The 13,719-nt window shown below is 67.3% G+C and carries 13 protein-coding genes; 5 read left to right on the forward strand and 8 right to left on the reverse strand.

Translation table 11 applies throughout. The features are described from left to right. Positions 1-266 precede the first annotated feature (266 nt). The 3 genes from Rhe02_RS28455 to Rhe02_RS28465 are packed head-to-tail and all read left to right on the forward strand — an operon-like array spanning position 267 to position 4,436. On the forward strand, positions 267-1,211 hold the full coding sequence (locus Rhe02_RS28455) for a class I SAM-dependent methyltransferase (protein WP_203911462.1): 945 nt from the start codon (positions 267-269) through the stop codon (positions 1,209-1,211). A gap of 46 nt (positions 1,212-1,257) precedes the next feature. Further along, the gene (locus Rhe02_RS28460; protein WP_203911463.1) at positions 1,258-2,895 is read left to right on the forward strand and encodes a GTPase; all 1,638 of its coding nucleotides are present in this window, start codon (positions 1,258-1,260) and stop codon (positions 2,893-2,895) included. Continuing rightward, positions 2,892-4,436, forward strand: coding sequence for a GTPase family protein (locus tag Rhe02_RS28465; RefSeq protein ID WP_203911464.1), 1,545 nt, complete (start codon positions 2,892-2,894; stop codon positions 4,434-4,436). Before Rhe02_RS28460 ends, Rhe02_RS28465 begins: the two co-directional genes overlap by 4 nt. A gap of 1 nt (position 4,437) precedes the next feature. Here the strand turns inward: Rhe02_RS28465 and Rhe02_RS28470 are convergent, their stop codons facing one another. From Rhe02_RS28470 to metX, 3 genes are read right to left on the reverse strand one after another with little or no spacing between them, the layout of a single operon-like run. Further along, the gene (locus Rhe02_RS28470) at positions 4,438-4,920 is read right to left on the reverse strand and encodes a CoA-binding protein (protein WP_203911465.1); all 483 of its coding nucleotides are present in this window, start codon (positions 4,918-4,920) and stop codon (positions 4,438-4,440) included. Next, entirely contained in the window at positions 4,917-6,227 is a 1,311-nt protein-coding gene (locus Rhe02_RS28475; protein WP_203911466.1) for an O-acetylhomoserine aminocarboxypropyltransferase/cysteine synthase family protein, read from the reverse strand. The genes Rhe02_RS28470 and Rhe02_RS28475 overlap by 4 nt, the downstream gene beginning before the upstream one ends. Continuing rightward, positions 6,227-7,429, reverse strand: a complete 1,203-nt coding sequence (gene metX / locus Rhe02_RS28480; protein WP_203911467.1) for a homoserine O-acetyltransferase MetX — start codon at positions 7,427-7,429, stop codon at positions 6,227-6,229. The genes Rhe02_RS28475 and metX overlap by 1 nt, the downstream gene beginning before the upstream one ends. Positions 7,430-7,525: 96 nt before the next feature. Here metX and Rhe02_RS28485 point away from each other — a divergent pair, with 96 nt between their 5' ends. Next, positions 7,526-8,071 carry an OsmC family protein gene (locus Rhe02_RS28485; RefSeq protein ID WP_203911468.1) on the forward strand — a complete coding sequence of 182 codons (546 nt, stop codon included), beginning with the start codon at positions 7,526-7,528 and terminating at the stop codon, positions 8,069-8,071. Positions 8,072-8,108: 37 nt separating this feature from the next. After that, positions 8,109-9,302, forward strand: a complete 1,194-nt coding sequence (locus tag Rhe02_RS28490; RefSeq protein WP_203911509.1) for a flavin-containing monooxygenase — start codon at positions 8,109-8,111, stop codon at positions 9,300-9,302. 2 nt (positions 9,303-9,304) lie between these two features. Here the strand turns inward: Rhe02_RS28490 and Rhe02_RS28495 are convergent, their stop codons facing one another. The 5 genes from Rhe02_RS28495 to Rhe02_RS28515 all read right to left on the reverse strand — a co-directional run bounded on the left by Rhe02_RS28495 (position 9,305) and on the right by Rhe02_RS28515 (position 13,441). Next, positions 9,305-9,727, reverse strand: coding sequence for an RrF2 family transcriptional regulator (locus tag Rhe02_RS28495; RefSeq protein ID WP_203911469.1), 423 nt, complete (start codon positions 9,725-9,727; stop codon positions 9,305-9,307). 61 nt (positions 9,728-9,788) lie between these two features. Further along, the gene (locus tag Rhe02_RS28500) at positions 9,789-10,772 is read right to left on the reverse strand and encodes a sulfate/molybdate ABC transporter ATP-binding protein (RefSeq protein WP_203911470.1); all 984 of its coding nucleotides are present in this window, start codon (positions 10,770-10,772) and stop codon (positions 9,789-9,791) included. Beyond that, positions 10,769-11,572 carry a sulfate ABC transporter permease gene (locus tag Rhe02_RS28505; protein ID WP_239124097.1) on the reverse strand — a complete coding sequence of 268 codons (804 nt, stop codon included), beginning with the start codon at positions 11,570-11,572 and terminating at the stop codon, positions 10,769-10,771. The genes Rhe02_RS28500 and Rhe02_RS28505 overlap by 4 nt, the downstream gene beginning before the upstream one ends. Next, positions 11,565-12,416, reverse strand: a complete 852-nt coding sequence (gene cysT / locus Rhe02_RS28510) for a sulfate ABC transporter permease subunit CysT (RefSeq protein ID WP_203911472.1) — start codon at positions 12,414-12,416, stop codon at positions 11,565-11,567. Before cysT ends, Rhe02_RS28505 begins: the two co-directional genes overlap by 8 nt. Beyond that, positions 12,413-13,441 carry a sulfate ABC transporter substrate-binding protein gene (locus Rhe02_RS28515; protein ID WP_203911473.1) on the reverse strand — a complete coding sequence of 343 codons (1,029 nt, stop codon included), beginning with the start codon at positions 13,439-13,441 and terminating at the stop codon, positions 12,413-12,415. Before Rhe02_RS28515 ends, cysT begins: the two co-directional genes overlap by 4 nt. Positions 13,442-13,719: the final 278 nt, after the last annotated feature.

Consider the following 13,719-nt stretch of genomic DNA (forward strand, 5'->3'; position numbering starts at 1 on the left):
CGGCGGCGAGCAAGGTCAGCAGGGCGCGGATTCCTCATCCAGCAGCCGTCATTCCAGCCCACCCTGCCTTCGGCGCAGGCCGGCACCTTCAAGGTGACCGACCTGCTGCGTTTCGCCGGCGTCGATCCGGCCAGCCGCGGCCAGTAGGGGCTGCTCCGGCTGCCGTGTGAGCGTGCTCCGAACCGCATGGCAGCCGGAGATCCACCCGGCGAAGAACCGGGCGGGCGGCTCCCACCGACGGCCCGCGACGACGTATTCTGCCGGGCATGGCGAATTCGGATCGGGACGACGCACTGACCTCGGTAAACATCACGCGTGAGGCTTGCCCGGGATGCGCGGGCACGGGGCCGTTCGCGCTCTACGCCGAAGCCAAGATCGATCCCAACCGGATGACCGATCTCGCTTTCGCGTCGCGCAAGGCGCCGGAGAACATGCACCTGCGGCTGGTCACCTGTGCGAGTTGCGATCTGCTCTTCGCCAACCCGATCCCGAAGCAGCAAGCCGTCGAGCAGGCCTACCTTGAGGCGTCCTTCGACAGCGCCGAGGAGGCCGGCCACGCGAGCCGTACCTATGGCCGCCTGATCGACACCATCAGGAAGGATCTTCCTGGCTCCGATGGCGTGCTGGACATCGGCACCGGCGAGGGCTCGTTCCTCGAGGAGCTCGGCTCGCGAGGCTTCACCGGACTGGTCGGCGTCGAGCCGTCGGCCGCCCCGGTCGCCGCGGCCAAGCCGCAGACGCGGCCGCTGATCCGGCACGAGACCTTTGATCCGAGCGTTTTCACGCCGTCGAGCTTCACGCTGATCACCTGCTTCCAGACGCTGGAGCACGTCTTCGAGCCGGGCGAGCTGGTTCGCGCCGCCTTCGCGCTGTTGAAGCCGGGTGGCGCCTTCGTCGCCGTCTGCCACGACCGGCGCGCTCTGTCCGCGCGCATTCTGGGCAAGAAGTCCCCGATCTTCGACATCGAGCACCTTCAGCTGTTCTCACCGCGCAGCGGCCAGGCCCTGCTGACCCACGCCGGCTACGAGCGGGTCAAGGCCAAGATGATCTATAACCGGTACCCGGTGCACTACTGGTCGAAACTGCTGCCGATCCCCGGTGGCCGCAAGGACGCTTTCGTCGCGCGCCTGCGCCGCTCCGCGGCGGGCCGGGCCGCGGTCAGCCTTCCCGCCGGCAACCAGATCATTCTCGGCTTCAAGCCCAGCCGGTGACGGCCGGTTTGGTAGCGCAGGGCCGCCGCCGGGTAATGCTGAACGTATGACGATGCAGGGCGGGCTCACGCGGCTGCGGGAAGAGCTGGCCTCCGCCAGGTATCCCCTGTCGCTGCCGGGAGCGGCCGAGGCCAGAAGCCTCACCAAGTCCATGTCCGGACAACTGGGCGACTACCTCATTCCGCGGCTGGCCCGGCTCGACGCTCCCCTGCTCGCCGTGGCGGGCGGCTCCACCGGCGCGGGAAAGTCGACGCTTGTCAATAGTTTGGTCGGCGACACGGTCAGCGTGGCCAGCGCCCGCCGGCCGACCACGCGGGCACCGGTTCTGGTGTGCCACCCGAGCGACGAAGCCTGGTTCCGTGAGGGCAAACTGCTGCCGGACCTGAGCCTGCGCATCATCGCCAGCCAGGCCATCGCCCAAGGGCTGGCCCTGCTCGACGCGCCCGACATCGACTCGGTGGAGGAAGCCAACCGCGTCCTGGCCGAGCAGCTGATGGCCGCCGCCGACCTGTGGCTGTTCGTCACCACGGCGGTGCGCTATGCCGACGCGGTGCCGTGGGAGGTGCTCGCCGACGCCCGCACCCGGGGAACGTCCTTGGCGATGGTGCTCAACCGGGTACCGCCCGGGGCCGATGGCGAAGTGCTGCCGCACCTGCAGGAGATGCTTGCCGAACACGGGCTGGGCACCACCAAGCTTTTCGTGGTCGGCGAGCAGGCGCTGGCGCCCGGCGGCCTGCTGCCCGCCGCCGCGATCGCCCCGCTGCGGACCTGGCTGGAGACGCTGGCACAGGATGCCGTCGCCCGTGCGGCGGTGGTACGCCAGACCGTGCAGGGCGCCATCGCGGCGCTAGGCCCGTCGACGCTGAAGCTGGCCGCCGAGGCGGACGCGCAGGCCGAAGCCATCAACGCGCTCGCCGAGTCGGTGGACATCGCCTATCGCGAAGCCGGATCCGAAGTGGCCCATGGCGTGGAAGACGGCACTCTGTTCCGCGGCGAAGTGCTTGCGCGATGGCAAGAGCTGGTCGGCACCGGCGAATTCATGCGCGGCGTGCAGGCTGCCGTCGGGCGCTGGCGCGACCGGGTGGTCAGCGCGATCACCGGCAAGCCCCGCCCCACCGAGCAACTGCAGAACGCGCTGGAGACCGGGCTGGTCACCTTCGTACACAGCGCGGCCACCGACGCCGCCGAGCGGGCCACCAAGGCGTGGCGGGCACATCCGGCCGGGGCCGGTCTGCTGCGCCCCGAGCTGGCGGAGGCATCTTCCGACATCGATGAGCGAGCCGATCGGGTGGTGCGCGACTGGCAGCGCGGCGTGGTGGAGCTGGTGCGCGAGGAGTCGGGCAAGAAGCTCTACTACGCCAAGGCCGGCGCCTACGCGGCCAACGCACTCGCGGTCACCTTGATGATCGTCGTGTTCGCGGCGACCGCTTTCATCCCCACCGGCGCCGAGATCGCGGTGGGGGCGGGCACGGCGGTGGCCGCCCAGAAGGTGCTGGAGGCGATCTTCGGCGATGAAGCCGTACGCCGCCTGGCGACCCAAGCCCGCCGAGATCTGCTCACCCGAGTCGATGCCCTGCTGGCCGAGGAAGCCGCCCGTTTCCGCAAGGTCCTCGACTCGTCCGGTGTGGACTCCGGCGCTGGGGACAGGTTGCGTGCCGCGGCGGCGAAGGTGGCTGCGGCATGACCGATCTGGCGGACCGGCTGGCCGCACTGGGCCAGTTCGTCGAGGCGGCCGGTCCCTACCTCGGTGAGCGGGAGCTGGCGCCGGCCCGTGAGCTTGTCGCCCGCGCCGGGCAGCGGCTGGCCCTGTCGCGCGGGCATACCGTGGTCGCGTTGGCGGGCTCAACCGGTACCGGAAAATCAAGTATTTTCAACAAAATCGCCGGGGTCGACCTCTCCCAGACCGGCGTGCGGCGGCCGACCACCGGCCAGGCGCACGCGTGTGTCTGGGGCTCCGGCGACGCCGGCCCGTTGCTGGACTGGCTCAAGGTCAGCCGGCGTCATCAACGCGACGGCGAGGAGCTCGACGGGCTGATCCTGCTCGATCTGCCCGACTTCGATTCGGTGAACGCCGAGCACCGGATGGAGGCCGACCGGCTGCTCGCCGTGGTGGACCTCATGGTGTGGGTGCTGAACCCGCAGAAGTACGCCGACCGGGTGGTGCATCGCGGATACATCGAGCAGTTTCAGCGCTACGGCGACATCACGGTGGTCGTGCTCAACCAGGCGGACCTGCTCTCCGAGACCGACCTGCAGGACTGCCTGACCGATCTGCGCCGCCTGCTCGTCGCCGACGGGCTGGGTAAGGTTCCGCTCATCGCGGCATCGACACTGGCCGAGCCCGGCTTGACCGGCCTGACCCGGGCGCTGGCCGAGGTGGTGGCGGCCCGCCGGGCGGCGATGCGCAGGCTGGCCGCCGACGTCGACTCGGTGGTGGCCGGATTCGCCTTTCCTAAAGCCAAAAGCAATTCTCTTCTGGGTACCGTTGACAGCCTCACCGAAGCGCTGGGCCGCGCCGCGGGAGTCCCCACCGTGGCTCGGGCGACCGAGCAGGCCTACGTGCACCGGGCGCGCAAGGTGACCGGCTGGCCGCCCCTGAAGTGGCTGCGCAAGATGCGGCCGGATCCGTTGGCGCGCTTGCATCTGGAGGCCGCGGGCGCGACCTCGATCGCCCCGGCGGCCCCGGCCGCGCGAGCCGCGGCCTCGCTTGCGGTGCGCGCGACCGCCGCGAGCGCCTCGCTGCCCGGGTCTTGGCAGGAGGCGGTGCTGGAGGCCGCACGCTCCAAAATGGACGATCTGCCCGACGCGCTGGACCGAGCCGTCTCCCAGACCGAGCTCGGGCTGGGCCACACCCGGCTGTGGTGGCGGGCAGTCGGCGTGCTGCAATGGCTTTTCGTGGCCGTGGCCGCCGCCGGGGTGCTGTGGCTGCTCGTGCGCTACGCGCTTTTCGCGCTGGCCCTGCCCGAGCCACCGATGCCCGACGTGGGCCGCGTGCCGCTGCCGACCGCGCTGCTCGCCGGTGGACTGCTCGCCGGTCTGGTGCTGTCGTTGCTCGTGCGGCCGGTGGTGCGCCTGGCCGCCCGGCGGCAGCGGCGCAGGGTGGAAAAACGGCTACGCGCCAACGTTTCCCAGGTCGCTCGCGACTACGTCATCGCCCCTGCCTCAGGGGTCGTCGACGCCTACACGACCGCCGCCAAGGCCCTGGCCGTCGCCGCGAAGCGGTGAGCTATTGCAACCCGGAGCGCACTGAGGTGATGCGCTGGGTGTTGAAGCCGAGCCAGTGCATCCTGCCTACATACCTCGCATGTTCGACTTTGAGGCAGCGGTCCATGATGACCCCCACGCCGCCGTCCTCCGCGATCTGGGCGCCCTCGGCGTTGATGACGCCGAACTGGCACCACAGCGCCTTGGCGTGGATGGCGACCGCGTCGCGGGCGATGCCCGGCAACGCCTCCGGCGCGCGGAAGACGTTCACCACATCCACCGGGACGGGAATGTCCAGCAGGCTCGGATAGCTGGTCTCGCCCAGGATCGACGACTCGCGCGGGTTCACCGGGATCACCCGATATTGATGCCGCTTAAGGTAATAGCCGACGAAGTAACTGGCGCGAAGCTCGTTATTGGACAGACCCACGATGGCGATGGTCTTCGCCGTGTGCAGGATCCGCTGGATCGCCGTCACATCCTGGTACCGCGCGAGATCGATCATGCTGGCGCTACCTCGTTTCCTGATTTGGCGGCGTGTGCGAAACCCTGTTCCAGGTCCCAGATCAGGTCGTCGACGGATTCGGTGCCCACCGACAGTCGCACCGTGCCCGGGGCGACCCCGGCTGCCTGCAGCTCGGCGTCGCTCAGCTGCCGGTGCGTCGTGCTGGCCGGATGGATGATCAAGCTCTTCGCGTCGCCGACGTTGGCCAGGTGGGACCAGAGCGTCACCCCGCGAATGAGGTCCTGCCCGCCTTCGCGCCCACCGGCGCAGTCGAACGAGAACACCGCGCCCGCCCCGCGCGGCAGGTACTTTTCCACGTGCGCCCGATACTTGCTTGTGGGCAGGCCGGGATAGGTCACATTGGACGCCATCGGATGCGACTCGAGGAACTCCGCCACGGCCACCGCGTTTTCCACGTGGCGTTGCATGCGCAGGGACAGGGTCTCAAGCCCTTGCAGGAAAAGGAAAGCGTTGAACGGCGCGAGCGCCCCGCCGAGGTCGCGCAGCGTCTCGGCGCGCAGCTTCATGCAATAGCCGTAGGTGCCGAACGTCTCGTGGAACTGCAGGCCGTGGTAGGCGGGCGACGGGTCGGCGATGACCGGGAACCGGCCGTTGGACCAGTTGAAGGTGCCGGCCTCGACGACCACACCGCCGATGCTGGTGCCGTGGCCGCCGATGAACTTGGTCGCCGAGTGGATCACGATGTCGGCGCCCCATTCGATGGGCCGGCACAGGTACGGCGTCGCGAACGTGTTGTCGACGATCAATGGCAGGTCGTGCTCGTGCGCGATGGCGGCCAGGGTTTCGATGTCGAGCACGTTGCCGGAGGGGTTGCCGATCGTCTCGCCGAAGAAGGCTTTCGTGTTCGGGCGCACCGCCTGCCGCCACGCGTCGGGATCGTCGGGGTCGACCCAGGTCAGCTCGACGTTCATCTTGCGCAGCAGGTGCTTGAACTGGTTCACCGTGCCGCCGTAGAGCGCCGAGGACGACACCACGTGGTCGCCCGGCTGCAAGAGGGTGAACAGGGCGGCCGCCTGCGCGGCGATGCCGCTGGCGAACGCGACCGCGCCAGCGCCACCTTCGAGGTTGGCCATCCGCTCCTCGAACACCGCGACGGTCGGGTTCATGATGCGCGAGTAGGTGTTGCCGTATTCCTGGAGGTTGAAATAGGCCGCCGCCGATTCCGGGTCCTCGAACACGTAGCTGGTGGTCTGGAAGATCGGCACCGCGCGGGCCCCGGTGTTCGGGTCGGGCCGCTGCCCGGCGTGAAGCTGGCGGGTCTCGAACCCGAATTCGCGCTCATTCACTAGAGGGTCCTTTGCAGGAAGCGCTGGATGATGGGCGTTTGCCGCGCTTCCTCCAGCAGAAAGCAATCGTGGCCATATGGCGCATCAATTATGTGGTACTCGACCGGCTTACCGAGCGCACGCAAGGCCTCTTCGATGTCGGCCGAGGCCTGCGGCGGATACAGCCAGTCGGAGCTGAAAGCGATCAGCAGTGTGCGCGCGGCATAGTTTTCGAGAGCGCGCGTGAGGGATCCGTTGCCGTGCTCCCGCGCGAGGTCGAAGTAGGTCAGCGCCCGCGAGGTGTAGAGATAGGTGTTGGCGTCAAAGCGTTTGACGAACGACTCGGCCTGATGCCGCAGATAGCTTTCGACCTCGAACTCCGGCTCGGTGATCGTGTAGCGGATGTCGTCGGCGAACTGCAGCTTGCGGCCGAACCGATCGGTCAGCGCCGGCCCGGACAGGTAGGTGATGTGGCCGACCATGCGGGCCACCCCCATCCCGGCATCGGGCGCGCGGCCGGTGCCGTAGTACTGCCCTTCTTGCCACGCCGGGTCGCGCATGATCGAATCCCGGGCGATCGAGTTCCACGCCACGCCCTGCGCGTGCAGGGCGTGCGTGCTCGCGATGGCCACCACAGCATCGACCTGATCCGGATAGAGGATCGCCCATTGCATGGCCTGCATCCCGCCCAGCGAGCCACCGGCCACCGCGGCAAGCCGCTCGATGCCGAGGACGTCGAGGAAAGCGCGCTGGGTGCGCACCATGTCCGCCACCGTGATCACCGGAAAGCTCGCCCCGAACGGCGCGCCGGTCGCCGGGTCGATCGACGACGGCCCAGTCGTGCCGCGGCAGCCGCCCAGGATGTTGGTGGACACGACAAAATATCGGTCGGTGTCGAAGGCCTTGCCGGGACCTATCATCCCGTCCCACCAGCCGAGCCCCTTGCCCGCGGTGCCGTCCCGGCCTTCGGCCGCGAACCCATCTCGGGTCCCCGACTCGGGCGGAGTTTTCGCGAAGCCGGCGGCATGAGCGTCTCCGCTGAGCGCGTGGCAGACCAGGATGACGTTGTCGCGCAATGCCGAAAGCGTCCCGTAAGTCTCATACGCGACACGCACCGGCCCCAGTTCTCGTCCACAATCGAGCCTTACCGACTCGGGAAGGTCGAGGTACTGCGTGTCGACGCTGCCAACGGAGCCAGCGGCGAGCGTCGGGGGCGTGGGCATAGGCGCGATCATAGCTAGTCCCCATTGGCCAAGCCAGTGTATTGTCGTTCAACCCGATAGGATTTCTAGGAATTAGGCGAGGAAAGGAAATCCGATATGACCACAGCCGATAACGGAGTCAACGTCCAAGCGCTGCTCGACGCGCGTGAGGCATTGAAGAACGCGCCCGAGGCGGCCCAGTTCACCTGGCGGGCCACCTCCAAATGGCAGAAAGGCGTGCACAGCACGACGACGGTCCAGAACTTCTTCGGCCTCGGGCAGGAGCAGAGCCACAAGACCGAAACCGTGCTCGACGCCGACCACCCCGAGGTCTTCGCGGCCGAGGACAACGCCATCACCCCGATCGAGTACCTCCTCGTCGGCCTGGCCAGCTGCCTGACCGCGGGCGTGGCCTCGGTCGCGCAGAACCGCGGCATCCAGCTGCGCTCGGTGGAGTCGGTGGTCGAAGGCAACCACGACATCCGCGGGATCCTCGGCGACACCGATGTCCGCAACGGCTACAACGACATCAAGGTGACCTTCACCATCGACGCCGACGCGTCGAAGCAGGAGATCGAGGCGCTGGTGGCCCAGTCGCAGAAGCGTTCGGCAGTGTTCGACGCGCTGACCAACCCGACGAACGTCAGCGTCGAAGTCGCCTGAGGAGGGCCGAGCCATCGAGCAAACCACGACGGTCGTCATTGGAGCCGGACATGCGGGCCTTGCCGCAAGCCACTTCCTCACCGAACGTTCCATCGACCATGTGGTGCTCGAGCGCGGCGAAGTCGCGAATTCCTGGCGACGTGAACGCTGGGAGTCCTTGCGCCTGCTCACCCCCAACTGGCAAACCCGGTTGCCCGGCCACCACTACGAAGGCCCGGACCCCGACGGCTACATGACGATGGGCGAAGTGATCAAATTCATCGATCACTTCGCCGCCGTCTGCCGGGCTCCGGTCCGGACTTCCGTCGCGGTGACGTCGCTGCGCCGCGCCGACGACGGCTACCTGGTGGCCACCAATGACGGCGATATCCGTTGCCGCACAGCGATTATCGCCAGCGGCGCCTGCAACCTTCCGGCAGTGCCCGCGCTCGCCGAAGCCGTCCCTTCCGCCTTAACGCAATTCACTCCTTTTGGGTACCAAGGCCCCGCGCACCTTCCCGACGGCGGCGTGCTCGTGGTCGGGGCCTCCGCCACCGGCGTGCAGCTGGCCGCCGAAATCCGGCGATCGGGCCGCCCGGTCATCCTGTCGGTAGGTGAGCATGTGCGGCTGCCGCGCACCTACCGCGGCCGCGATGTGCTGTGGTGGATGGACTCCTCCGGGGTGTGGGACCAGCGGCACGACGAGATCGACGACCTCGCCCGGGCGCGGCGGCTGCCGTCGCCGCAACTGGTCGGCACCCCCGAACGGACGACGCTCGACCTCAACGCCCTCAGCGCGATGGGCATCGAGCTGACCGGGCGGCTGGCCGCCGTACGCGACGGCCGGGCGCTGTTCTCCGGCGGTCTGCGCAACGTGTTCGCGCTTGCCGACCTCAAACTGCAGCGCCTGCTGGACACGTTCGACGCGTGGGCCGGGTCTGCGGAAGCGGGCGAAGGCTTCGAGCCGACCCTGGTACCGGCCTCGCCGCGGCTACAGCTCGATCTGCGAAGCGGTGAGGTCCGCACCATCGTCTGGGCCACCGGTTTCCGGCCCGACTACCGGTGGCTCGATTTGCCCGTGCTCGACGCGAAGGGCCACCTGCAACACGACGGCGGCGTGGTGGCCACCCCCGGGCTCTACGCGCTGGGGCTGCCCGTGCTGCGCCGCCGCAAGTCCACCTTCATCCACGGCATCTCAGACGATGCCCGCGACGTGATCGAGCACCTGGCGCAAACCCTTGCCGCGCGGTGAATTCACGGCCCGCCCGTGGCGCGCTCGCGGGAGTCCAGAAGGTCGTCGAGGGTGGTGTTGTCGAGCAGCTCGCTGGTGGCCGCGTGCACGGCCCGCCAGAGCGCCGGCAGGTGGGTGGCCGCGCCGTGGTAGCTGATCGTGTGGGGCGGCCGGCTGCGGATGCTGGCAAGCTCGCCGCTGACCGCCCTCATGATGTCGCCTATGCTGATCTGCCCGGCCGGTCTGGCCAAGCCATATCCGCCATCTGTTCCCGACCGGCTCTTGAGCAGACCGGCACGGCGCAAGTCGCTCAGAATCGACGACAGGTAGGTGGCGGGGATGTTCTGCATCGTCGCCAGTTCTCTGGTGGTGACCGAACTGTCCGGCAACGCGGCTATGGCCAGCATGGCCTGGACAGCGTAATCATTTCGAGCTGAGATATGCACGGCTTCGCTGATTTCTGCCGGCGGTCACCAGCTGACCGGACCGCCGGCGTTGTGGTGTGCGCTATGCCGCACCGAGTGTCTGCGGGTAGGCGGCGCCGATGTGGACCTGCTCGGCGACCTGAACCTGAACAGTGTCACCGGTTTGCACACCGAGGGACAGAAATTCGTTGCGGGTGAGGGTGACCGTGACGATCTGGTCGGCGGTGGTGACCTCGACCCGGATCTCAAAACCGATGCGGGTGACCCGGGTGATGCGGCCGGTCACCGCCGCCGGGTCGGCTGTGCCAGTGTGGATTTGCAGGTCGTGCGGGCGCACCAGCTGCTGTCCCAGCTGGGTGACCGGGCCGAGGAACCGCATCACGAAGTCGTTGGCCGGCTGGTCGTAGAGCTCGTCGGGTGAGCCGATCTGCTCCACCCTGCCCTCGTTGATCACGACGATCTCATCGGCGACTTCCAGCGCCTCTTCCTGGTCGTGGGTGACGAAGACGGTGGTGACATTTACCTCGTCGTGCAGGCGTCGCAGCCAGTCCCGAAGTTCCTTGCGCACCTTGGCATCCAGCGCACCGAACGGCTCGTCGAGCAGCAGCACCGTCGGCTCGACAGCCAGGGCACGGGCCAGCGCCATCCGCTGCCGCTGGCCGCCGGAAAGCTGCGACGGCAACCGGTCAGCAAACTGCCGCAGGTGCACCAGGGCGAGCAGCTCGTCGACCCGAGCACGAACCTCGTCCTTGGGCCGCTTACGGATTTCCAGCCCGAAGGCGACGTTGCGGCGCACGGACAGATGCTTGAACGCCGCGTAATGCTGGAAGACGAAGCCGACATTGCGCTTTTGCGGCGGGAGGTTGGTGGCATCGAGGCCCTCGATGGTCACCCTGCCGCTGTCGGCCTGCTCAAGTCCGGCGATGATGCGCAGCAGGGTGGACTTCCCACCGCCAGAGGGCCCGAGCAGGGCGGTGAGCTGTCCCGACGGAATGCTCACGGACACGTCGTCGAGGGCGACGAACCCTCCGAAACGCTTCGTAACGTTCGCGATCTCGATGCTCAACGGTCTTCCTTCGGACGGATAACGGACACGATGATGATTGCCGCCACGGCGACCAGAGCCAGCAGGAATGCCGTGGCGTAGGCGCCGCCCTTGTCGAAGTTGAGGTACTTCTCCTCGACCACCAAGGTGGCGGTGCGGGTCTCCCCCAGCACATTGCCGGACACGACCTTGACCGCGCCGAACTCGCCCAGCGACCGGGCCAGGCTCAACACGACACCGTAGATCACACCCCACTTGATGGCGGGCAAGGTGATCCGCCGGAAGGTCTGAACGGCGTTGGCGCCCAAGCTGCGCGCCGCCTGCTCCTGCTCGTCACCGATTTCCTCAAGCACCGGCACCACCTCGCGGATCACCAGTGGCAGCGCCACGAACACGGTGGCCATGACGATGCCCGGCGTGGAGAAGATGACCTGAAAGCCGATGCCTTCCAGCGCGGGGCCGAACCAGCCGGTTCGCCCGCCGTAGACCAGCACGAGCGCAAGACCGACGACGATCGGTGAGACCGACAAAGGCATGTCCAGCAAGGCACTGAGCAGACGCTTGCCCGGGAACTGGTAGCGGACAAGCAACATGGAGATCCCGACGCCGAACACCGTGTTGATGATCACGGCGATGATGGCCACCTGCACGGTGAGCACCAGCGCGTGCACGATGTCGGGGTCCTCCAGGATGCCGTTGATGTTTTCCATACCATCGGCGAAAGCGTTCTTGCCGACCAGATAGACCGGCCACGCCACGAGCAGGAAAAGGTAACCGACCACAACCAAACGCAGCGCATAGCGGCCCGGGCGCTTAGCCACGACGTACCACCCTTCGCTGGATGACGTCGAGAATGACGATGACGGCGAACGAGATGGCCAGCAGAATGGTCGCGACCGCGGCGGCACTGTCCAAATTGTCATTCTCGATGCTGCTCAGAATCCGCACCGAGGTGACCTCGGTGCGCATGGGCAGATTGCCCGACAGCAGGACAAGCGAGCCGTATTCGCTCACGCCGCGGGCGAAGGAGAGCGCGGCGCCCGCGGCGATGGCCGGGGTCAGCGCCGGCAGGATGATCCGGCGGAAGACCGTGAACCGGCTGGCGCCCAAGGACATCGCGGCCTCCTCCACCTCTTTGTCCAGCTCGGCCAGCACAGGCTGTACCGTGCGCACGACGAACGGGAGCGTGACGAAAAGGAAGGCCAGGAAGACAGCGGCACGGGTGTTGGCGATGTCGACTCCGAGCGGGCTGTTGTGGCCGTAGAGCGACAGCAGCACCAGACCGGCGACGATCGTCGGCAACGCGAACGGCAGATCGATCAGCACCTCCAGCGCCCGCTTGCCAAAGAACCGGTCTCGTACCAGCACCCACGCGATCAGGGTTCCCATCACCACGTTGACGATCGTCACGAGCAATGCGGTGCCCACGGTGAGCCGGATCGCCGCGATGGTCTGCTCGTTGGTGATCGCCTGCCAGAACTGGCTCCACCCGCCCGTGCTCGCGGTGACCACCACGGCCGTGAGCGGAATGAGCACCAGCAGGCTGAACCACAACATGGCCACCCCCAGACCCAGGCCGGAGACCCGGGTCAGCAGGCGGCGGCCGTCCTGAGCCGCCCGGCGCTTGAGCGCCGGGCGGTCCGTGACAAGGGTTGCCGAGGTCACTTTGCCTTGCCTGAGGCGGCTATGATCTTGACGATGAGGCCCTCTTTCTCGTCAAAATACTTCTTGGACAACGCCGACCAGCTTTGAAAGTCCTTCGCCACGGTCAGCAGCTTCTTCGGGGTGGGGAAGGGCTTGCTCGGGTCCGGCACGCCCTTGATGTCGCTAGTGCTGACACCTTCGACGATCGGACGGAAGCCCTTGAGGGCGAACTGACGCTGGCCGTCCTTGCTCAGCACGAAGTTCAGCCACTGCTGCGCCTTGGGGTTGGCGTTCTTCAGGATCGCACCGGGGTTCTCGATGAGGATGGTGGTGTCCGGGACGACCCACTCCAGCTTCTCCCCGCTCTGGGTGGCCAGGATCGCCTCGTTCTCGTAGGCCAGCAGGACGTCACCGGTGCCGCCGAGGAAGCTGGTCGTAGCGTCCCGGCCGCTTCCGGGCAGCGAGACCACGTTGGCGAAGAGCTTGGTCAGGAACTCCGCCGCTTGCGCGTCGGTGCCGCCGTTGGCGGTGATGTGTCCCCATGCCGCCAGCGCATTCCATCTCGCTGCGCCGGACGACGCCGGGTTGGGCGTGACGATCCCGATGCCCGGCTTGATCAGATCGTCCCATCCCTTGATGTTCTTCGGGTTGCCCGGGCGGACAGCCAGGACCACGATTGACGACGAGACGATGCCTTTGGTCGGGCCGGTATTCCAGCTGGCATCCACGAGCCCGGCATCGACTAGCCGGGTCACATCGCTGGAGACCGAGAAGTGCACGTAGTCGGCCTTGAGCCCGTTCACCACCGCGCGGCTCTGGTCGCCCGAAGCGCCGTAGGAGGTCTGGAACTTCACCCCACGGCCTTCGGCTGTTTTGTTCCATTCGGTGGCGATGGCCTTGTTTGCCGCCTCCGGCACCGCGAAGCCGACGATGGAAAGGGTGGTGGATTCCGCCGCGGGTTCGTTTGCGTTGCCCCCGCCGCAGGCAGACAACACCAAGCCAGCCGCTAGCGCCAACGCGGCCGTTAATTTGATGCGGTACTTCATGGGAGAACCTGTCCTCCTCAGCGCGCAGTCGCGCATTAAATCCATAGTTATCGATATCTGAGCCGAGAGCTCTCTCGACTCAGAAGATGGTGAAGCGTTGGGCGCCTTGAGCTTCGCTGCCCACGGCATACCTGGCGAGCCAACCCGCAGGCGCCCGCCCGGCCACACGAACGAATATCCCACCAATCCAATAGGATTACAAGAGTATGCGCCAGGCGACTTGAAAACAGCGACGGCGGCGCAGCCTCGGCTGCGCCGCCGTTTCAGGTGGGCTTCAG

Origin of the sequence: Rhizocola hellebori, assembly GCF_016862955.1 — a bacterium.
Classification (GTDB): Bacteria; Actinomycetota; Actinomycetes; order Mycobacteriales; family Micromonosporaceae; genus Rhizocola; species Rhizocola hellebori.

Coding starts and splice junctions, on each gene's coding strand:
- Rhe02_RS28470 (WP_203911465.1), bottom strand. CDS start 4,920: ATGATCGATCTCGCGCGGTACCAGGATGTGACGGCGATCCAGCGGATC.
- Rhe02_RS28465 (WP_203911464.1), top strand. CDS start 2,892: ATGACCGATCTGGCGGACCGGCTGGCCGCACTGGGCCAGTTCGTCGAG.
- Rhe02_RS28515 (WP_203911473.1), bottom strand. CDS start 13,441: ATGAAGTACCGCATCAAATTAACGGCCGCGTTGGCGCTAGCGGCTGGC.
- Rhe02_RS28460 (WP_203911463.1), top strand. CDS start 1,258: ATGACGATGCAGGGCGGGCTCACGCGGCTGCGGGAAGAGCTGGCCTCC.
- Rhe02_RS28485 (WP_203911468.1), top strand. CDS start 7,526: ATGACCACAGCCGATAACGGAGTCAACGTCCAAGCGCTGCTCGACGCG.
- metX (WP_203911467.1), bottom strand. CDS start 7,429: ATGCCCACGCCCCCGACGCTCGCCGCTGGCTCCGTTGGCAGCGTCGAC.
- Rhe02_RS28455 (WP_203911462.1), top strand. CDS start 267: ATGGCGAATTCGGATCGGGACGACGCACTGACCTCGGTAAACATCACG.